The sequence below is a fragment of the Rhizobium redzepovicii genome, from assembly GCF_019793435.1.
GTDB lineage: Bacteria > Pseudomonadota > Alphaproteobacteria > Rhizobiales > Rhizobiaceae > Rhizobium > Rhizobium redzepovicii.
The window spans coordinates 88,509-108,793 of record NZ_JAILYH010000010.1 but is presented as its reverse complement, the minus strand read 5'-3'; the positions used below and the strand labels follow the sequence as shown (position 1 = coordinate 108,793).

General features: G+C 62.3%; 16 protein-coding genes. 6 read left to right on the top strand and 10 right to left on the bottom strand.

Translation table 11 applies throughout. The annotated features are described in order from the left end of the window. Positions 1-15 precede the first annotated feature (15 nt). Together K6N12_RS17485 and K6N12_RS17480 are read right to left on the bottom strand one after the other, a co-directional pair. Positions 16-159, bottom strand: coding sequence for a hypothetical protein (locus K6N12_RS17485; protein ID WP_165503916.1), 144 nt, complete (start codon positions 157-159; stop codon positions 16-18). 246 nt (positions 160-405) lie between these two features. Beyond that, positions 406-1,626, bottom strand: a complete 1,221-nt coding sequence (locus K6N12_RS17480; protein WP_131711074.1) for a BaiN/RdsA family NAD(P)/FAD-dependent oxidoreductase — start codon at positions 1,624-1,626, stop codon at positions 406-408. Positions 1,627-1,713: 87 nt separating this feature from the next. Here K6N12_RS17480 and K6N12_RS17475 point away from each other — a divergent pair, with 87 nt between their 5' ends. From K6N12_RS17475 to edd, 5 genes are all read left to right on the top strand, one after another. Next, positions 1,714-3,150 carry a glutamine synthetase family protein gene (locus K6N12_RS17475; RefSeq protein WP_097623906.1) on the top strand — a complete coding sequence of 479 codons (1,437 nt, stop codon included), beginning with the start codon at positions 1,714-1,716 and terminating at the stop codon, positions 3,148-3,150. A 9-nt stretch (positions 3,151-3,159) separates the two neighbouring features. Further along, a complete protein-coding gene (locus K6N12_RS17470; RefSeq protein ID WP_097623905.1) occupies positions 3,160-4,455 on the top strand; it encodes an NAD(P)/FAD-dependent oxidoreductase in 1,296 nt (431 codons plus the stop codon). A 134-nt stretch (positions 4,456-4,589) separates the two neighbouring features. After that, a complete protein-coding gene (gene zwf, locus K6N12_RS17465) occupies positions 4,590-6,065 on the top strand; it encodes a glucose-6-phosphate dehydrogenase (protein WP_003570253.1) in 1,476 nt (491 codons plus the stop codon). Positions 6,066-6,075: 10 nt separating this feature from the next. Continuing rightward, the gene (gene pgl / locus K6N12_RS17460; protein WP_097623904.1) at positions 6,076-6,774 is read left to right on the top strand and encodes a 6-phosphogluconolactonase; all 699 of its coding nucleotides are present in this window, start codon (positions 6,076-6,078) and stop codon (positions 6,772-6,774) included. A gap of 67 nt (positions 6,775-6,841) precedes the next feature. Then, entirely contained in the window at positions 6,842-8,665 is a 1,824-nt protein-coding gene (gene edd / locus K6N12_RS17455; RefSeq protein WP_097623903.1) for a phosphogluconate dehydratase, read from the top strand. A 75-nt stretch (positions 8,666-8,740) separates the two neighbouring features. Here edd and K6N12_RS17450 read toward each other — a convergent pair whose 3' ends face one another. The 6 genes from K6N12_RS17450 to K6N12_RS17425 form a co-directional block, all read right to left on the bottom strand. Further along, positions 8,741-9,094 carry a hypothetical protein gene (locus tag K6N12_RS17450; RefSeq protein ID WP_003588490.1) on the bottom strand — a complete coding sequence of 118 codons (354 nt, stop codon included), beginning with the start codon at positions 9,092-9,094 and terminating at the stop codon, positions 8,741-8,743. A gap of 176 nt (positions 9,095-9,270) precedes the next feature. After that, positions 9,271-10,359 (bottom strand): ABC transporter ATP-binding protein, encoded by a 1,089-nt coding sequence (locus K6N12_RS17445; RefSeq protein ID WP_097623902.1) that lies wholly within the window; start codon positions 10,357-10,359, stop codon positions 9,271-9,273. Positions 10,360-10,380: 21 nt separating this feature from the next. Then, positions 10,381-12,033 carry a beta-galactosidase BglA gene (bglA, locus tag K6N12_RS17440; RefSeq protein ID WP_097623901.1) on the bottom strand — a complete coding sequence of 551 codons (1,653 nt, stop codon included), beginning with the start codon at positions 12,031-12,033 and terminating at the stop codon, positions 10,381-10,383. A gap of 34 nt (positions 12,034-12,067) precedes the next feature. Next, entirely contained in the window at positions 12,068-13,231 is a 1,164-nt protein-coding gene (locus K6N12_RS17435) for a carbohydrate ABC transporter permease (RefSeq protein WP_097623900.1), read from the bottom strand. A 1-nt stretch (position 13,232) separates the two neighbouring features. Next, positions 13,233-14,246, bottom strand: a complete 1,014-nt coding sequence (locus tag K6N12_RS17430) for a carbohydrate ABC transporter permease (RefSeq protein WP_097623899.1) — start codon at positions 14,244-14,246, stop codon at positions 13,233-13,235. Positions 14,247-14,431: 185 nt separating this feature from the next. After that, positions 14,432-15,793, bottom strand: a complete 1,362-nt coding sequence (locus K6N12_RS17425) for an ABC transporter substrate-binding protein (protein WP_097623898.1) — start codon at positions 15,791-15,793, stop codon at positions 14,432-14,434. A gap of 297 nt (positions 15,794-16,090) precedes the next feature. On the opposite strand from K6N12_RS17425, the gene K6N12_RS17420 reads away from it, so the two are divergent. After that, a complete protein-coding gene (locus K6N12_RS17420) occupies positions 16,091-17,119 on the top strand; it encodes a LacI family DNA-binding transcriptional regulator (protein WP_097623897.1) in 1,029 nt (342 codons plus the stop codon). 189 nt (positions 17,120-17,308) lie between these two features. Here K6N12_RS17420 and folD read toward each other — a convergent pair whose 3' ends face one another. Both folD and K6N12_RS17410 read right to left on the bottom strand, forming a co-directional pair. Next, positions 17,309-18,208 carry a bifunctional methylenetetrahydrofolate dehydrogenase/methenyltetrahydrofolate cyclohydrolase FolD gene (gene folD, locus K6N12_RS17415; protein ID WP_097623896.1) on the bottom strand — a complete coding sequence of 300 codons (900 nt, stop codon included), beginning with the start codon at positions 18,206-18,208 and terminating at the stop codon, positions 17,309-17,311. Positions 18,209-18,328: 120 nt separating this feature from the next. Next, positions 18,329-20,113, bottom strand: a complete 1,785-nt coding sequence (locus tag K6N12_RS17410; protein ID WP_222148916.1) for a GumC domain-containing protein — start codon at positions 20,111-20,113, stop codon at positions 18,329-18,331. Positions 20,114-20,285 lie beyond the last annotated feature (172 nt).

The following is a 20,285-nucleotide window of genomic DNA, read 5'->3' as shown; positions in this document are numbered from 1 at the left end:
GGCCTGAAGACAGGATCAGAGGACGTGCGAAAGAAGCAGCGCGAGGCTGGCGGCGGTAGCGCCGGCTACGAGCATCAGATAACGCAGGGCGACCATGCGGGCGTTCGGCTTCGCCTCGGCAATTGCGATGGCGCGGGCGCGTCGTGTGTTTCCGGTCATGCTCGAAACCTCACTTCTGTCTGACACAACAATCCAACAAAACGGCTTGCTGGTAAAGCTTATTTAGGAAGAGCTTTGCAGATCGCCAATTGAGACAGGATGGCGCACCTCTCTTAAGAAGTCTTGAATCGGTATTACCTAAAGAGCCTCGCATCGAATTTGATTCAAGCGATGCGCTACAGACCTTGTTTTATGCATGTCGTTGTCCCGGAACCGCTGCACACTTCCGGGCGACATGCATTGGATTTACGCATATTCGCCGGCGGCAAATCCGGAGGCCCAGGCCCATTGGAAATTATAGCCGCCGAGCCAGCCGGTGACGTCGACGCATTCGCCGATGAAATAAAGCCCGGGCACGGCCTTGGCCTCCATGCTGCGGGAATCGAGCGCTGCCGTATCGATACCGCCGAGCGTCACTTCAGCGGTGCGGTAGCCTTCCGAGCCGGACGGCTTGACCGTAAAGTTCTGCGCCGCCGCGGCAAGGCGCAGCAGGGCCTTGTCGGGCAGGTCGGCCATGTTGCCGGCGATCTTTTCGCGCTCGACGAGAAATTGGGCCAGCCGCTTCGGCAGGATGTCGCCGAGTGCCGTCTGCGGCGACTGGCGGCCATTCAGCTGCTTTGCCGTCTTCAGATGTGCTCCGATGTCGATATCCGGTTCGATCGAAACGACGATCTCGTCGCCTTCGCGCCAATAGGAGGAGATCTGCAGGATGGCGGGGCCGCTGACGCCGCGATGGGTGAACAGCAGCGCTTCGCGAAAGGCGGTCTTGCCATGACGGATTTCGGCCGGGGCGGAAATGCCGGCAAGCGGCGCGATGGCCTCGAGCAGGCCGGGATCGAGCGTCAGCGGCACGAGGCCGGGGCGGGTTTCGAGCACGGGAAGACCGAACTGCTCGGCCAGGCGATAGGCAAAGCCGGTGGCGCCCATCTTCGGGATCGACTTGCCGCCGGTGGCGACGATCAGCGCAGAGGCTTCAAAAGCATCTTCACCGGTCGAGACGCGAAAACCCGCCTCCACCTTTTCGACACCTGTTATCTCGGTGCCGAGATGCAGTTGCGCGCCGGCGCTGCGCATCTCCGTCAGCAGCATGCGGATGACGTCTTTGGCGCTATCGTCGCAGAAAAGCTGGCCGAGCGTCTTTTCATGCCAGGCGATGCCGTGCCGGTCGACCATGGCGATGAAATCGGCCGGCGTGAAACGGGCAAGCGCCGACTTGCAGAAATGCGGATTGGCGGAAAGGAAGTTCTTCGGCCCGGCATGGATATTGGTAAAATTGCAGCGGCCGCCGCCCGAGATGCGGATCTTCTCGCCGGGCGCCCTTGCATGGTCGAGGACCACGACGGAGCGGCCGCGATTCCCCGCCCGGATGGCCGCCATCATGCCCGCCGCCCCGGCGCCGATGACGATGACGTCGCTTTTGCGCTGCAAACCCGTTTCCCCGATCAAGACAGCGCCTTCTTTTTCCATCAAAGGGCGAAAGTCAACGTTCTCAACCTCTCGCCAATTGGCAAAGTCCGGTTATGATGGCGCCACGATCAACCAAACCGGTGTGTCATGTCCCCAAAAAAGACGACGCTGAAGCCTGCCAGAAACGTGCCCGCCTCGAAGAAAACTCCCCCGGACCCCGGGTCTCTGCGCGGCGTTGCGAACTGGAAGGAAGCAGCGCGGTGGCTGAGGGACAGGGGCATCGAAGACATCGAATGCATCACGCCGGACCTTGCCGGCGTTCCGCGCGGCAAGATGATGCCGAGCTCGAAATTCACCTCGAACACCTCGCTGGCGTTGCCGTCGGCGATCTACCGGCACACGATTTCGGGCGAGTATCCGGAGGAGACCGAAAGCTTCCGCTACGAGCCGCGCGACAGCGATCTGAAGCTGATGCCCGATCTTTCCACGCTTTCGGTCGTGCCCTGGGAGACCGACCCGACGGCACAGGTGATCTGCGACATCGTCGATTCCGACGGCGGCGAAGTGCCCTATACGCCGCGCAACGTGCTGAAACGCATCCTGAGCCTCTATCACGACCGCGGCTGGAAGCCGATCGTGGCGCCGGAGATCGAATTCTACCTGGTCGCCAAGAATGACGACCCCGACTATCCGCTGCACCCGCCCAAGGGCCGGTCCGGCCGCTCGATCCTCGGCGGCCAAGGCTATTCGATTGCCGGGATCAACGAATTCGACGAACTGATCGACGACATCTACCATTTCTCGGAGAAACAGGGCCTCGAGATAGATACGCTGATCCACGAAGAGGGACCGGCGCAGCTCGAGATCAACCTGCGCCACGGCAATCCGATCGAACTTGCCGACCAGGTGTTCCTGTTCAAACGCACGATTCGCGAGGCGGCGCTGAAGCACGACATCTATGCGACCTTCATGGCCAAGCCGATGCAGGCCCAGCCGGGTTCGGCGATGCATATCCATCAGTCGGTGGTCAATATCGAGACGGGCAAGAACGTCTTCTCTAATGCGGACGGATCGGCCTCGAAGGAATTCTTCCATTTCATCGGCGGCATGCAGAAATTCGTGCCGAGCGCGATGGCGATGCTGGCGCCCTATGTGAATTCCTACCGGCGCCTGCAGCCTGATATGTCCTGCCCGGTCAACAATGCCTGGGGTTACGACAACCGGACGACGGCCTTCCGCGTTCCGGTATCCGATCCGCAGGCCAGGCGCGTCGAAAACCGGCTGCCGAGCTCGGACGCCAATCCTTATCTGGCGCTTGCAGCCTCGCTTGCCGCCGGCCTGCTCGGCATCATGAAGCAGATCGAGCCGACGGCGCCGACCGAGGATTCGGCCAATGAAGGCTCGATCGACCTGCCGCGGGGCCTGTTGGAAGCCGTGGCGCTGCTCGAGGACGAGCCGGCTTTCGAGGAGATTTTCGGCAAACAGTTCATCGGTCTCTACGCCGGCGTCAAGCGCGGCGAGTTCGAGACCTTCATGCAGGTGATCAGCCCCTGGGAGCGGGAATTCCTTCTGCTCAACGTGTGAGGCAGCGCCATGGCATCGCAGGAGACGTGGCAGAGCCCGATCTCGCCGGGCCTATCCTGGTATCAGGCAACCGTCGGGGAGCGGCCGAGCTATGCCGCTCTCGACGGCTCGAGAACATGTGATGTCGCCATCATCGGCGGCGGCTATACCGGCCTGCAGGCCGCCTACAATCTGGCCAAATCGGGCGTCTCCGTGGTGCTGATCGAGGCCTGCCGCTTCGGCGACGGGGCGTCCGGGCGCAATGGCGGCCAGCTCGGCACCGGCCAGCGATGGTGGCCGGAAGAGCTCGAGGAGAAGATCGGCTACGAGCGCTCGAAGGCGCTGTTCGATCTTGCCGAGGCGGCCAAGCGCCATCTCCTCGATTTCGCCAGGGAGCATCAGATCGAGATCGATTATGTGCCCGGCCAGCTCAACGTCGCGCACAAGGCGAGCTATGAACGCGACTTTCGTGAGAACGCCGAAATCGCCGCGCAGCGCTACGGCTATCCGCATATCAGCTTCATGGACGAGACGGAAACGCAGGAGCGGCTCGGCTCCAAGCGTTTTTATTGCGGCGTGCGCGATGTCGGCACCGGCCATATCCATCCGCTGAAGCTATTGATCGGCCTGGCGCGGGTCGCAGCCAACGCCGGTGCTGCGATCTTCGAGATGACAAAAGCAAAGGCGATCCGCCAGGGCGGCGGCAAGGTGACGATCGAAACGGACAAGGGAACGATCACCGCCAGCCGCGCCCTGATCGCCTGCAACGGCCATATCGGCAATCTGGAGCCGGTGACGGCAAGTCATGTCATGCCGATCCGTTCCTTCATCGGCGCCACAGCTCCGCTCGACCGGCATCCCGACGTGCTGCCGGGGGGCGAGGCTGTGGCCGATTCGCGCTTCGTCGTGCGTTACTTCCGCCGATTCGAAGGCCGGCTGCTGTTTGGCGGGCGCGAGGCCTATACTGCAGACAATCCGCGGGACATTTCGCAGCATATCCGCCGGCAGATCGCCGAGATCTATCCTGAGCTGAAAGACATCGAGATCACCCACGCCTGGGGCGGCACTGTCGGCATCACCATGCCGCGCCAGCTGTTCGTGCGCGAGGTGATGCCCGGCGTCACCTCGATCGGCGGTTATTCCGGCCATGGCGTCATGCTGTCAAACTACTGTGGCAAGCTCTACGCGGAAACAGTGCTTGGAAAAGCCGGCGATCTCGATCTCTTCGCGTCGCTCGATATTCCCGCCTTTCCCGGCGGGCCCAGAATGCGGGCGCCGCTGCTTTTCCTCGCCTTGTCGTGGTTTGCGCTTCGCGACAAGTTTTAGTCTGATTGCGGATTTCCTCTTCCGGAAATTCGCACTAAAACCGGTGCCTGACAGATTCATTGCACTGCACACTGGCTTTTTTAAATCGATTAGATTAAAAGGGCCGCCAACCAGCCTGATTGAGAGACAAGCTCATGAGCAGCCAGATTATTCCCGTTGAGCCTTTTGATTACGTCGTCTTCGGCGGCAGCGGCGACCTTGCCGAACGCAAGCTTCTGCCCGCGCTCTACCATCGCCAGATCGAGGGCCAGTTCTCCGAACCGACCCGGGTGATCGGCGCTTCGCGCAGCCCGCTTTCCCATGAGGAATACCGCAAATTCGCCAAGGATGCGTTGAACGAGCACCTGAAGAAGGGCGAATATGACGAAGCTGAGGTGGAGAAGTTCTGCGCCCGCCTCTACTACGTCTCGGTCGACGCCCGCACGGACACCGGCTGGGACCAGCTGAAGAAGCTGCTCGACGAAGGCAAGGAGCGCGTGCGCGCCTTCTACCTCGCGGTCGCGCCCGGCATCTTCGGGGATATTTCGCAGAAGATCCACGACCACAAGCTGATCACCAAGTCGACCCGCATCGTCGTCGAGAAGCCGATCGGTCGCGACCTCGCCTCGGCACTGCAGCTCAACGACACGATCGGCCGCGCCTTCAAGGAAGAACAGATCTTCCGCATCGATCACTATCTCGGCAAGGAGACGGTGCAGAACCTGATGGCGCTGCGCTTCGCCAACGCGCTCTATGAGCCGCTGTGGAACGCCAACTATATCGATCACGTGCAGATCACGGTGGCTGAAGCGGTCGGCCTCGAAGGCCGCGCCGGCTATTACGATACGGCCGGCGCGCTCCGCGACATGGTGCAGAACCACATTCTGCAGCTGCTTTGCCTGACGGCGATGGAAGTGCCCTCTTCGATGGATTCGGAAGCCGTCCGCGACGAGAAGCTGAAGGTGCTGCGCGCGCTGAAGCCGCTCAATGCCTCCAATGTCGAGCAGGCGACGGTCCGCGGCCAGTATCGCGCCGGCGCCTCGGGCAGCGGCCCGGTCAAGGGCTATCTCGAAGAGCTCGAAGGCGGCGTCTCCAACACCGAGACCTTCGTCGCCATCAAGGCGGAGATCAACAACTGGCGCTGGGCCGGCGTTCCCTTCTATATCCGCACCGGCAAGCGCCTGACCGGACGCATGTCCGAGATCGTCATCACCTTCAAGCCAATCCCGCATGCGATCTTCGACCAGGCAGCCGGGCGTATCGTCGCCAACCAGCTGATCATCCGGCTGCAGCCGGATGAGGGCGTCAAGCAGTCGCTGATGATCAAGGATCCGGGGCCTGGCGGCATGCGCCTGCGCAACGTCTCGCTCGACATGAGCTTCGCCCAGGCCTTCAACGTCCGCAACCCCGACGCCTACGAGCGCCTGCTGATGGACGTGATCCGCTCTAACCAGACCCTGTTCATGCGCCGCGACGAAGTCGAAGCCGCATGGAAATGGGTGGATCCGATCCTGAAAGGTTGGGAAACCACCGGCCAGCAGGTGCAGGGCTATACCGCCGGCACCTGGGGCCCGAGCCAGGCCATTGCGCTGATCGAGCGCGACGGCCGCACCTGGCATGACGATATCTAAGGGGAAACCGATGGCATCGACCCTGCATTCCTTCGCCAGCCCCGCAGATCTCGCCGGCAGCCTCGCCGACAAGGTTGCCGATACGCTTTCGGCGGCGATCTCAGCCCGCGGAACGGCGTCCATCGCCGTTTCCGGCGGCTCGACCCCGAAGGCCTTCTTCCAGGTGCTGTCGACGCGCGACATCGCCTGGGACAAGGTGACGATCACGCTTGTCGACGAACGTTTCGTGCCGGCCGACAATGCGCGCTCGAACCATATGCTGGTCGATGCCAATCTCTTGCAGAACAAGGCGAAGTCGGCGCGTTTCGTGCCACTTTACCAGCCGGCCGCCGCCGTCGAGGAAGCCGCGCGGCTTGCGACGGAAAAGAGCGCCGAAATCGGCATTCCCTTCGATGTCGTCATCCTCGGCATGGGCGGCGACGGCCACACCGCCTCGTTCTTTCCCGGCGGCAGCAATCTTGCCACGGCGCTCGACGCATCGACGCCGCGCGGCGTCATCACCATGGAAGCGGAGGGGGCCGGCGAGCCGCGGCTGACCTTTACCTTCTCCAGTCTTCAGGATGCCGCACTCCTGGTTCTCCATATTGAGGGCGAAGGCAAAAAAGACGTTCTCGCCAAGGCAGAAGGCAGCGGTGAGGAGGCAGACATGCCGATCCGCGCCATTCTGCGCCGGGCCACTTCCCCGGTCGAGATCTACTGGGCTCCCTGATACGGCCTCACAGCCGCCGGAGCCGGCGAACACATTGAGACGAACCAGAACAAGGCAGGGATCTTCCATGTCCTCTCACGCACGCATTTCTGCGATCACCGATCGCATTGTCGAACGCTCGAAACCAACCCGCGAGCGGTATCTGGAGCGCCTGCGCGCCGCCGCTTCCAAGGGCGTCCAGCGCTCGGTGCTCGGCTGCGCCAACCTGGCTCACGGCTTTGCGGTCTGTTCCCCCGCCGATAAGGATGCGCTCGCCGGCGACCACATCCCCAATCTCGGCATCATCACCGCCTATAACGACATGCTCTCGGCCCACCAGCCGTTCGAGACCTATCCGGCGATCATCCGCGAGGCGGCCGCAGAGGCAGGCGGCGTGGCGCAGGTGGCGGGCGGCGTGCCGGCGATGTGCGACGGCGTCACTCAGGGGCAGCCGGGCATGGAGCTTTCGCTCTTCTCGCGCGATCTGATCGCCATGTCGGCGGGCGTCGGCCTGTCGCACAACATGTTCGATGCCGCCCTCTTCCTCGGCGTCTGCGACAAGATCGTGCCGGGCCTCGTCATCGCAGCCTTGTCCTTCGGGCACCTGCCGTCGATCTTCGTTCCGGCCGGTCCGATGACGACAGGCCTGCCGAACGACGAAAAGTCGCGCGTACGCCAGCTCTTCGCCGAGGGCAAAGTCGGTCGCGCCGAGCTGCTGGAGGCTGAATCGAAGTCGTACCACGGCCCCGGCACTTGCACCTTCTACGGCACCGCCAATTCTAACCAGATGCTGATGGAGATCATGGGATTCCACCTGCCGGGCTCCTCCTTCATCAATCCCGGCACGCCGCTGCGCGAAGCGCTGACGCGCGAAGCCGCCAAGCGGGCGTTGGCTATCACCGCGCTCGGCAATGAATTCACCCCGGCCGGCGAGATGATCGACGAGCGCTCGGTCGTCAACGGCGTCGTCGGCCTGCATGCGACCGGCGGCTCGACCAATCATACGCTGCACCTCGTCGCCATGGCGCGCGCGGCCGGCATTCAGCTCACCTGGCAGGACATCGCCGAGCTTTCGGAAGTGGTGCCGCTGCTTGCCCGCGTCTATCCAAACGGGCTTGCCGACGTGAACCATTTCCAGGCGGCCGGCGGCATGGGCTTCCTGATCAAGCAACTGCTGAAGCACGGCCTGGTGCATGACGACGTGCGCACCGTCTTCGGCCAGGGTCTCGAAGCCTATACGGTCGATGCCCGGCTCGGCGAAAACGGCACCGTCCTGCGTGAGCCGTCGCCGGAGAAGAGCCATGATCCGAAGGTTCTCTCCAGCATCGAAACGCCGTTCCAGGCCAATGGCGGGCTGAAGATGCTGCGTGGCAATCTCGGCAAGGCGGTCATCAAGATTTCAGCCGTCAAGCCGGAGCGCCACATCATCGAGGCGCCGGCAATCATCTTCCACAGCCAGCAGGAGCTGCAGGACGCCTTCAAGGAAGGCAAGCTCAACCGCGATTTCATCGCCGTCGTGCGCTTCCAGGGACCGAAGGCGAACGGCATGCCGGAGTTGCACAAGCTGACGCCGCCGCTCGGCGTGCTGCAGGACCGCGGTTTCCGCGTGGCGCTGTTGACCGACGGGCGCATGTCGGGGGCCTCGGGCAAGGTGCCGGCGGCGATCCATGTGACGCCTGAGGCGGTTGACGGCGGCCCGATCGCCCGCATCCGCGACGGCGACATCATCCGCCTGGACGCGATCAAGGGCACGCTCGAGCTGCTCGTCGATGCGGCCGATCTGGCCGAGCGCGAGCCGGTGACCGTCGATCTCTCCGACAATGAATTCGGCATGGGCCGCGAACTCTTCGCGCCGTTCCGCCGCGCCGTCGGCGCTTCGGATCAGGGTGCAAGCGTGCTCTTCCACCACTGAGCGTGGTCGCTGGAGACAAACAAAACCCGCGGGCGCGCGAAGCACCCGCGGGTTTTGCTATCCAGTCTTTATCCGTCAGGCGCGGATATCGAGCACGTAGTCGCGATGCGCCGGATGGGTGCTGTAGACGAAGATCTTGTTCAGCTCCTTTTGCGTCAGCAGACGCAGGAAGCGGACTTCGATCGTATTGTTGGCGTTGACCTTCATCAGTATGCAACCGACCTTGGTGATGCGGGCATCCGGAATATCCAGATAGAACTGCTTCGGCAGGTTGAACTGGGTGAGGATCGCGAGTGTGGCGCTGCTCATCGAGATCCGGACGATATCGCAGCGGCGCGAAGCCGCGTGCATGACACCCTTTTCCGTATATTCGATGCGCGCGGCATTCATCGTGTCCTCCATCTTGAACCGCTGCTCGCGGTCATACATGAAGGATTCTTCCTTACTCAGGAAATGAGATTTTGGCTGTGACGGATTGGAAGCGGCCACGTGCTTATCCCCCTCATAAATTGACCGGGAAAAGGTAGCAGCCGATCTTTAACAGAAAGTAAGAATCCGGTCCGTCAAGTATAATTCTCGGGATTATTACCCCAAAAATGGCTCTCTCATCTCCGGTAGCTATGGCCGGTCGCATCAAACAGATGCAACTTCTGCCTGTCGGCGGCAAAACGCATCCTCTGGCCCTTCTTCACATCGTAGATGCCGGGCAGCTTGACGACGATCGGCTCGCCCGGAACCAGGCCTTCGATATAAAGCAGCGTGACTTCGCCGAGCGCTTCGACGATCGACACCTCGCCCTCGAAAAGATAGTCGGCGCCGTCGGCGATCCTCAGATCCTCCGGACGAACGCCGAAGCTTGCCTGCTTGCCGGCTTCGGAAGCGCCGGTCGCTACATCGAGGGTCACCGACATGCCGCCGGTCAGCGTCACTGTCGTCTGGTTTCCGGTCGCAGCGACCGTCGCCGGGATGATGTTCATCGCCGGCGAGCCGATGAATTTCGCGACGAAGAGGTTGGCCGGGCGCTCGTAGAGTTCCAGCGGCGCGCCGACCTGCTCGATATTGCCGGCGGAGAGAACGACGATGCGGTCGGCAAGCGTCATCGCCTCGACCTGGTCGTGGGTGACGTAGATCATCGTCGTATCGGCCATCTGTTCGTTCAGGCGGGCGATCTCGATGCGGGTGGCGACGCGCAGCGCGGCGTCGAGGTTGGAGAGCGGCTCGTCGAACAGGAAGACCTTCGGATCCCGGCAGATGGCGCGGCCGATCGCCACGCGCTGACGCTGGCCACCGGAAAGCGCCTTCGGCAGGCGGTCGAGATATTTGGTCAGCTGCAGGCTCTCGGCCGCCGCCTTGACGCGGCGGTCGATCTCCTGCTTGCTTTCGCCGGCGATCTTCATGCCGAAAGCCATGTTGTCGAAGACGGTCATGTGGGGATAAAGCGCATAGGACTGGAAGACCATGGCGATGCCGCGCTTGGAGGGCGGCACGTCATTGACGAGATGGCCGTCGATATACATCTCGCCGCCGGTGATCGCCTCGAGACCGGCGATCATGCGCAGTAGCGTGGACTTGCCGCAGCCGGACGGGCCGACGAAGACGATGAATTCGCCTTGCTTGATATCGAGGTCGATGCCGTGGAGAACGTCCACGGAACCGTAGGATTTGCGGATATCCTTCAGCGTCAGTCCAGTCATGTCTCTCTCCCCTGCTGATCCTTAAGCGAGACGGGCGAAATACGCCCCCCAGGCCGGAATATCGATCTTGTCGCCATAGTTGTTGCTGATAAAGCCATGCCCCGTCAACGCCTGCCATTCTCCCGCAGGCAAAGTGACCCCGGTTTCGGCCGGGCTCATGTTGAAGATGCAGAGCAGCTTCTCATTGCCGTATTCGCGGGTGAAGACCAGCGCGTCGCCCTGCGGCTCCTCGAATTCGATCTCGCCCTTGGCAAAGGCCGGGTGCAGCTTGCGGAAAGCGATGAAGCGGCGATAGTGCTCCAGCACCGAAGCCTCGTCGCCCTGCTGGACGCTGACGGCGCGCAGGATATGCTCGACCGGCACTGGCAGCCAGGGTTTCACCGTCGAAAAGCCGCCCTGGGCGACCTGGCTGTCCCAGACCATCGGCGTGCGGCAGCCGTCGCGGCCCTTGAACTCCGGCCAGAACTGGATGCCGTAGGGATCCTGCAGATCCTGGTAGGCGAGATCAGCTTCAGTTAGCGCCAGTTCCTCACCCTGATAGAGGCAGACGGAACCGCGCAGCGTCATCAGCAGCGAGGCATAGAGCTTGGCGAAGGCGTCGTGATCGGCGACCAGCCCGCCCCAGCGGCTGACATGGCGCATGACGTCGTGATTGGAGAAAGCCCAGCAGGCCCAGCCATCGGGTGCTGCGGCTTCGAAATCCTCCATCACCTCCTCGACGCGCTCGGCGGTGAGCGGATCGGGGGCGAGGAATTCGAAGGCATAACACATATGCATCTTGTCATTGCCGGAGGTGTATTCGCCGACGATTTCGAGGCCGCGCTGGCTGTCGCCGACTTCGCCGACGGCGGCAATCGCCGGAAATTCTTCCAGAACGGCGCGGAAGCGCTTCAGGAAGGCAAGGTTTTCCGGCCGGTTCTTGTCGTAGACATGCTCCTGGAAATTATAGGGATTGACCGCCGGCGCCGTCGAGGCGTTGCGGCGCTCAGGCGCAAGTGCCGGATTGTCGCGCAACAGCGGGTCGTGGAAATAGAAATTGATGGTGTCGAGGCGGAAGCCGTCGACGCCGCGATTGAGCCAGAAGCGCACGACGTCGAGCAGACGGTCCTGCACCTCAGGATTATGCAGGTTCATATCCGGCTGCGAGGTCAGGAAGTTGTGCAGGTAATATTGCATGCGCGTCGGATCCCACGCCCATGCCGAGCCGCCGAAGATCGACAGCCAGTTGTTCGGCGGCGTGCCATCCGGCTTGGCATCGGCCCAGACATACCAATCGGCCTTGGCATTGGTCTTGCTGGAACGGCTCTGCACGAACCAGGGATGCTGATCCGAGCTGTGGGAGATGACCAGATCGATCATCACCCGGATGCCGAGGCGATGGGCCTCAGCGATCATCGTGTCGAAATCCACCAGCGTGCCGAAGATCGAATCGACATTCTCGTAGTCGGAAACGTCGTAACCGAAATCGCGCATCGGCGAGGTGAAGAAGGGCGAAATCCAGATCGCATCGACGCCGAGGCTTGCCACATGCGGCAGGCGGGCGGTGATGCCCTTCAGGTCGCCGATGCCGTCGCCGTTCGAATCCTGGTAGGAGCGCGGGTAGATCTGATAGATCACCGCGCCGCGCCACCAGTCTTTATCGGGGGTCGAGATCGATTGGGGAGCCACGGTCATGGAATATCCTGTCTGAAGTCACGTTTGGAAATTGTCAGCCTCCCTTGACCGAACCCGCCAGCAGGCCACGCACCAGATAACGCTGCAGCCCGAAGAAGACGAGCAGCGGCACGATGATGGTGACGAAGGCCGAGGCCGTCAAAATCTCCCAATTGCCGCCGCGCGAGCCGAGCAGCGCGTTCAGGCTGCCTGTGAGAACGAGGTGGTCCTTGTCGGTGCCGAGGAAGACCATAGCGACGAGCAGGTCGTTCCACACCCACAGGAACTGGAAGATGGCGAAGGAGGCGAGTGCCGGGAAGGACAAAGGCAATACGATGCGGGTGAAGATCTCGAAGTCGCTGGCGCCGTCGACGCGGGCGGATTCGATGATCTCCTTCGGCAGGCCGGCGATATAAGCCCGCAGGAGATAAATGGCGAGCGGCATGCCGAAGGCGGTGTGGGCGAGCCAAATGCCGGGATAGGTCTTGGACGGCTGGCCGAGCAGGTTGCCGATTTCGTTATAGAGGCGCAGCAGCGGGATCAGCGACATCTGCAGCGGCACGACAATGAGGCCGACGACGAGCGCAATCAGCAGCGCGCGGCCAGGAAATTCCATCCAGCTCAGCGCATAGGCGGCAAAGGCGGCGATCAGGATCGGGATAATCGTTGCCGGGATCGTCACGGTCAGCGAGTTGATGAAGGACTGGCCGATGCCTTCGCCCCGCAGAACCGTGTTGTAGTTCTGCAGCGTGAACTCTGGCGGCGCGGAAACCGACGCATAGATACGCCGCGGCCTTTCGTCGGGTGAAAAGGCGGCGTTCTTCATGTAGCGATAGCTGCCGTCGCTGTTGATCAGCAGGCTTTCGCCGTCGCCGAGATCGGCGGTCTCGCCTGCCTTGAAGGCGGCCGGCTGCTGGACGCGGTTGCCGAAGGCCTTCACCGAACGGCCGGTCTGTCCCTCCAGCACGTTGCCTGTGATGACATAGGTTGCGCCTTCCTGCTGCTGTTGGTCCGGCGTGCCCAGGCGGACGGCGACGGTCTGCGTCGAGCCGACAAAGGCTGTCCACCAGCCGGATACGACGATCTGGTCCTTGTCGCGGAGCGCGCTGACGAAGATGCCGAGCGTCGGGATCAGCCAGACGATGACGATCAACAGAACAGCGGCGTGAACGAAGAGACGGGCGGGGCCGATCTTGAAGTAGCTTCCGACAGCGGTCATCTCAGTGGCCCTTCAGTTCGCGGTTGGCGCGGCGGACGTTCCAGACCATGATCGGCGTGACGGCGAGCATGATGATGATGGCGATGACAGCACTTCGGCCGGAATCGCCGCCGCCGCGGAACAGCCAGTTGAACATCAGGTTCGCCAGCACCATCGACTGCCACTGGCCGTTCGTCATGGTCAGCACGATATCGAAGACCTTGAGGACGAGGATGGTGATCGTCGTCCAGACGACCGCGATCGAGCCCCAGACTTGCGGCACCATGATGCGCCAGAAGATCTGCCAGCCGTTGGCGCCGTCGATGACGGCGGCCTCGATGGTCTCCTCGGGAATGCCGCGCAGGGCGGCCGACAGGATGACCATGGCAAAACCGGTCTGGATCCAGATCAGGATGACCATCAGGAAGAAATTGTTCCAGAAGGGAACGGAGATCCACACCTCGGGCGTGCCGCCGAACGTCTGGACGATGGCGTTCAGCAGGCCGATCTGGACGTCGTTGCCGCCGCGATACTCATAGATGAATTTCCAGATGACCGATGCGCCGACGAAGGAAATCGCCATCGGCATGAAGACGATGCTTTTGGCGATATTGCCCCACCAGATGCGGTCGGTCATCACGGCGATCACGAGGCCGAAAAAGGTGCAGGCGGCCGGCACGACGGCGAGCCAGAGGATGTTGTTGAAGATCGACTGGCGGAATTCGCGGTCGCCGAGTGCCCATTGATAGTTGGCGACGCCGACGAACTGCTGGCCGGCGCGGTCGTAGAAGGAGAGGATGAAGGTCGCAACGACCGGATAGACGAGATAGACGACGAGCAGGAAGAGCGCCGGACCGACGAACAACCACGGCCGCACGAGGGCACGGCGGTTGAGATTGCGCGAGGCAGCGCGGATGTCGCCATCCTTGACCGGCAAAGCGAGATCCAGGATCTTGTTCGAAAAATAGAAATAGGCCGAGCACGCGAAAACGGCGACGACCACGACGCCCAAAGCGGACACTATCTGCGACAGCATTTCGTCCCTCCCCTGCTTCCCCTGATCTTATTGCGACCGGTTGTTATTCTGACGGGTCAGCGCCGGTCATCGTCAATCTGTTGTATTGCCCAATCACAATATATCCTGCGATGGCCGGGCTCTTTGCGAACCCGGCCAGCCATGCAGGCCATGCCGCCGGCAAGCCGGCGGCATCATTTTGGAAATTACTTGATGCCGTCCCAGGCGCTCTGGATTTCGCCAGCAGCCTCTTGAGCCGACTTGCCGCCGACGAAATCAACCATGCCCGTCCAGAAGGCGCCGGCGCCGATCTTGCCCGGCATCAGGTCGGAACCGTCGAAGCGGAAAGTGGTGGCGGAGGTCAGGATCTCGCCTTCCTTCTTCATCTGCGGGTTGGCATAGGCCTCAGTGCTGACGCCCTTATACGGCGTCAGGAAGCTCGACTGTGCCATCCAGACCTCATGCGCGATTGGGGTCTTCAGGAAGTCGATGAAGGCGCGAGCCGTCTTCGAGTCCTTGGCGATCGAGACGAGCGTGCCGGCGCCGAGAACCGGCTTGCCGAGTTCGGGATGCGACGCATAGGTCGGCATATAGAAGAAGTCGGCATCCTGGCCGAGCTTCGTGCCCTCAGGGAAGAAGGACGGAATGAACGAGGCCTGATGGTGCATGTAGCACTTCGGTGGAACGGAGAAGAGACCCTTCGGGCTGTCGCGGAAGTCGGTCGAGGCCACGGCCGCGACACCGCCATTGACGTATTTCTCGTTCTTGGCGAACTTGCCGAATTCGTCGATCGCGGCAACTACGGCCGGATCGGTGAACTTCAGCTCGTTGGTCGTCCACTTATCATAGGCCTCAGGCGGCTGCATGCGCAGCATGAGGTCCTCGACCCAGTCGGTCGCCGGCCAGCCGGTGGCACCGCCGGAACCGAGACCGATGCACCAGGGAACGCCGCCATCCTTGACGATCTGATCGGTCAGGGCATGCAGCTCTTCCATGGTCGTCGGGATCTTGTAGCCGGCTTCCTCGAAGTTCTCAGGAACATACCAGACGAGCGACTTGACGTCGGCCTTATAGGGGAAGGCGTAGAAGGCTTCCTTGCCGTCCTTGCCCTTATAGGTGCCGTACCCGACCCAGCTGTCGCCGGCGCCGTAATTGTCCTTGATCCACTTGGAGTTTTCGTCGCCGAGCGGCGTCAGGAAGCCCTTGCTGGCGAGATCGGCAAGGAGGCCCGGCTGCGGCAGAACGGCGATGTTCGGCGGCGAGCCCGCCTGCGTGTCGATGACGATCTGCTGTTCGTAGTTTTCGGAAGAGGAGTATTTGACATCGATGCCGGTGGCTTCGGTGAAATAGGCCAGAACGCTCTGGAAGAACGCCTCGTCCTCGCCGCGCCACGGCCCGAAGATCGTCAGCGGCTGACCCTTCAGATCGGCATGAGCGGCCTTGAATTCGTCATAGCTCTTCCAGTTGAACTTGGAATCCTGTCCCGGGGCAAATTTCAGATCGGCCGCGGATGCAGCACCGGCAAAAAGCGCTGCCACGGCAACGCCCATCAAAAATGACTTTTTCATGTGATCAACCTCCCATCACAATCCCAACCGCGCCGAATTCCCTTTAAAAGAAATTTCAAAGCGCTTTGACACCCAACTCATTCCACTTTCGGTGGAATGGAGTCAAGTCATTTCACGAAAACCCGCCGTCAACCTGGCCATTATCACGGTGCAGCAGCGGCTGTCGGGAAATATGGAGCGATTTTTCTTGAGTCAAGCGCGCCAGATGCTACATAATTGAAAGCGCTTTGGATGCCACTGGGAGGCGGCAGGCCTTTTAGAAACGGCCGACGGGCGGGCCGGGAGGAAGCATAGCAGGTGAATCTCAAACAGCTATCGGAAATGCTGGGGCTGTCGCAGACGACGGTGAGCCGAGCGCTCAACGGTTATCCCGAGGTCAATGAGGCCACCCGGGAGCGCGTGCTTCAAGCTGTCAAGGAAACCGGGTATCGCCCGAACAAGGCGGCGCAGCGGCTTGCGACCGGCAAGGCCGGCTCGATCGGCCTCGTCATGCCGACGGCGCCCGGCCACCAGTCCGACGTGCATTTCGGCGAATTCCTGGCCGGGCTCGGCGAAGAGGCCGTGCGCCACGACTTCCACTTCGTCATCATGCCGGCCGACCCGGATGACGAAGTTGCAGCGCTCAGACGCCTGGCGATCAGCGGCAATGTCGATGCGCTGTTCGTCGCCTATATGCGCGGCCACGACCCGCGGCTTCCCATGTTGAAATCGCTCTCCATGCCCTATGTCGTACACGGGCGATCCTTCGGTTCCGAGCCGGACTATCCCTATCTCGACATCGACAATGAAGGCGCCTTCTACGATGCGACGCGGCTGCTGCTGCAGCTCGGCCATACGCGCTTTGCGCTGATGAACGGGCCGATGCATCTCGATTTCGCCATCCGGAGGAAGAACGGCGTCATATCGGCGCTGGCCGAGCGCGGGCTGGCGCTCCACGAGGATTGCATCAGCCATGCGCTGATGACGGATGAGCAAGGGTTGCTGGCAATGGAACATTTCCTGCAGCTGCCGGCGAGGCCGACGGCGATCCTCTGCGCCAGCACGGTGCTGGCGCTCGGCGCGATCCGCGCGGTCAACCAGGCGGGATTGCGGCTCGGCGAGGACATCTCGCTGATCGCCCATGACGACGTGCTGCCGCTGTTGAAGCCGGAAAACTTCTCCGTGCCGCTGACGACGACGCGCTCTTCGCTGAGAGCCGCCGGCGTTCGCATCGCACAGCGGCTGATCGGCACGGTGAAGCAGGCAGGCCCCTTTCCCGAACAGGAACTCTGGAAAACCGAACTGATCGTCAGAGCCTCGACCGGCCCTGCCCCGCAGCAGCTCTAAAGCGCGTCGCGATCTTTCAGATTCGCTCCTCGCGCTTTAGCCTTTTTTGAGCATGTCGTTTGCGGCAAAAGCGCTTAGCGCTTTGCCTGGGCAAAACCGCCCCACACTTTGGTGCGACGCGCTTTAGCTCTTTATTTTATGCATGTCCTTATCCGGAACGGCTGCACACTTCCGGGCGACATGCATTAATCAAAACTGCGGCGGGGTCTGCCCTGCGGCGCGATGGGCGGCGATGACCGTGTTGGCCATCAGCATGGCGATGGTCATCGGCCCGACGCCGCCGGGAACCGGGGTGATGGTGCTGGCGACTTCGGAGACCTCAGCGAAGGCGACGTCGCCGACGAGCCGGGTCTTGCCCTCGCCCCTTTCGGGGGCTGGCACGCGGTTGATGCCGACATCGATGACCGTTGCGCCCGGCTTGACCCAGTCCGCTTTGACCATTTCCGGCCGGCCGACGGCGGCGACCAGAATATCGGCGTTGCGGCAGACCTCGGCGAGGTTCTTGGTTCTGGAATGCGCGATCGTCACCGTCGCATTGGCATTGAGCAGCAATTGCGCCATCGGCTTGCCGAACAGGTTGGAGCGGCCGATGACGACGGCGTTGAGGCCGGAGAGATCCTCGCCATGGGTGCGGCGGACGAAGACCATGGCGCCTGCCGGCGTGCAGGAGACCAGTCCGGTCTTCAGGTCGCCGATGGCGAGCTTGCCGGCATTGGCAATGCTCAAGCCGTCGACATCCTTTTCCGGCAGGATCGCCTGGATGATCGGCTCGCTGTCGAGCGGCTTCGGCAGCGGCAGTTGCACCAGGATGCCGTGGATCGACGGATCGGCGTTGAGGGTGGCGACGAGGGCTGCCAGATCCTCCTGGCTGGTCTCTGCCGGCAGCGTGTGCTGGACGGATTTGAAGCCGCATTCCTTGGCCATGCGGCCCTTGGAGCCGACATAGGCGTGACTTGCCGGATCGTCGCCGACGATGACGACCGCAAGACCGGTGGTGACGCCGCTGCTCTTTTCCAGCGCTGCCGTCGCACTCTTGACCATCTGAATGACCGATGCAGCTACGTTCTTGCCGTCGATTACTGTCGTCACGCGTCTCTCCGCCCTGTTTCGCGCCAATCTATGGATAATCGGCGAGCGTCAAATGCCCGCTAACGCCCTATCCTGTCGGAAAGCAGCAAGGCAATATCAAAAATGCAAGGAAATGACCGTTCAGCGCAGCGGCTGCCGCGCCTCGAGGCCATGAACAAGAAGCCGGTCGCGCAGGCCGGAGATTTCGGAGCGCAGCGCCTCCATCTCGTCGACCTCGGCCGGGACCGGCTGCGGTAAAGATAGCGGTTGAGACAGCGGCATTTCCTCTTCGGCTGCGGCCACGGGTTTACGCAGGCGCAACAGGAAGGCCGCAGCAAGACCGGCGGCGAGACCCGCGGCAGCACCGGCCAGCGAGCGGCTGGTCAGGCCCTCGGGCGCCGATACCGCCGTTGCCAGCGCCGGCTTCATCAGAGTGATATGGCCGTCGGCGGCCGTTCCCACCGAGGCGGAGGCCGCATCGTCCAGGCGCGAACGCGCGGCGGCCACCTTCTCGCTGAGTTCGGTCAGCCGGGCAAGATCGACGCCGGTATCCCGGCTTTGCGCAATCAGCGTGTTGCGCCGGTCGTTCAGGCCCTTGCGCGTATCGACGGCGGTCTTGGCGGCGACGTTGGCGGCCTGGGCAAGGCGGGTAAGCTCCTTGCCCATGTTCTCCTTCAGACCATCGATTTCGGCCTGCTGCTGCAACAGCCGCGGATGGCGCGGGCCGAGTTCGGCTGAAAGCTGCGCCAGCGCCGTCCTGGCGACCGCATATTTATCGCGCCAGTCCTGCAGCGCCGGCGAGAGCACATAGGAGGGGAGAGAACCATCGAGCACGCTGGCGAGTTTTGCGGCTTTCAACCGATCGGCCGGCGCCTTGGCCTCCAGAATAGTCTGGTCGGCCTGTTTTAGATCGGCATCGAGCCTGTCGATCTGGCGGCGAAGATCGACCGCCACCTTGACGTTGCCCTCGCCGCTCTTTGCCGTGAAGGCTGCAAGTTCCGCTTTCGCCTCGTCATAGGCCTTGCGCAAGGCGGCGTCGCTTTCGGTGTTGCCGCCGGTACGGTTCGCCGGGGAAACCGCTTCGGCAAGCCTTGCGGCGATACGCATGGATTTGCCGCTGTCGCCGGTCGTCACCCGCACGAGGATCGTGCCGGCAGCGGCATCGGGCAGGATCTCGACCGAACGCTTCAAGCTTGCCTCGGCGCGCGAGGCCGGGTCGGCAGCAGCCCCGGTCGCCGACAGCAAATCGAGCGCAACCCCGAGCGCATTGGCCTTCTGACCGGCAAATTCCGGATCGTGATCGAGTTTCAGAGCGGCGACCGTCGAAGCAACCACCCGTGCCGACATCAGTCCTTTCGCCGCAGCTTCAGTGAAGACGGCCCGGCTTGCGGCATCGGTCTTCACCGCAAGCGTTGCTTCGGCACGGTATAGGGCCGGCGAAGCCGGCATCAGCATCGGCAGACCGGCGCCGATCATCGTCGCTGCGGCGACCGTCATCACAAGTGCGCTGCCGCCGACGCGCCGCCGCGGCGCTGCTGTGCGAGGTTCCGCCGGTTCCTCACGGATCGCTGCCAGCGGTTCGGGCGAGATCATCGGCTCGATGGCCGGAGCAGCCGGTTCCTCACGGCGCGGATGTTCCTGCGGAAGCGGATGGCCGATGTCGTTGGCGGCCCGCAGGTGATTGCCAAGGATGGTTTCGATGCGATCGACCAGCGGTGGCGTGCGCGCGGCTTTGGCGCGTTGCTCTTCCAGCGCGCGACCGATGGCGCGCAGCAGTTCGGCCTCGGGCGGTGCGATATCGGCCCGGTTCGACCGGGGCACGCCAGGCAGTCCATAACCATCGTCATGGGCGCGCGCCGGTCCGGCCGCCGCCGGCCGGGTGGCTGCGCGATCGTGAAAGCTGCTTCTGGCCCTGATATCGTACATTTGCGCCACATCTCATGCACATGATGGCCGAATTCGCTCATCCGCACGGATGCAGATGATTAAGCCAGTCTAAATATTCATGGCAAAGAAATGGTTAACCGCAGCGTGTCAGAACTATGCATAGCTCCTCAAATCGGAATCGATCCAAGGATACATTCCAAAATCCTATAAT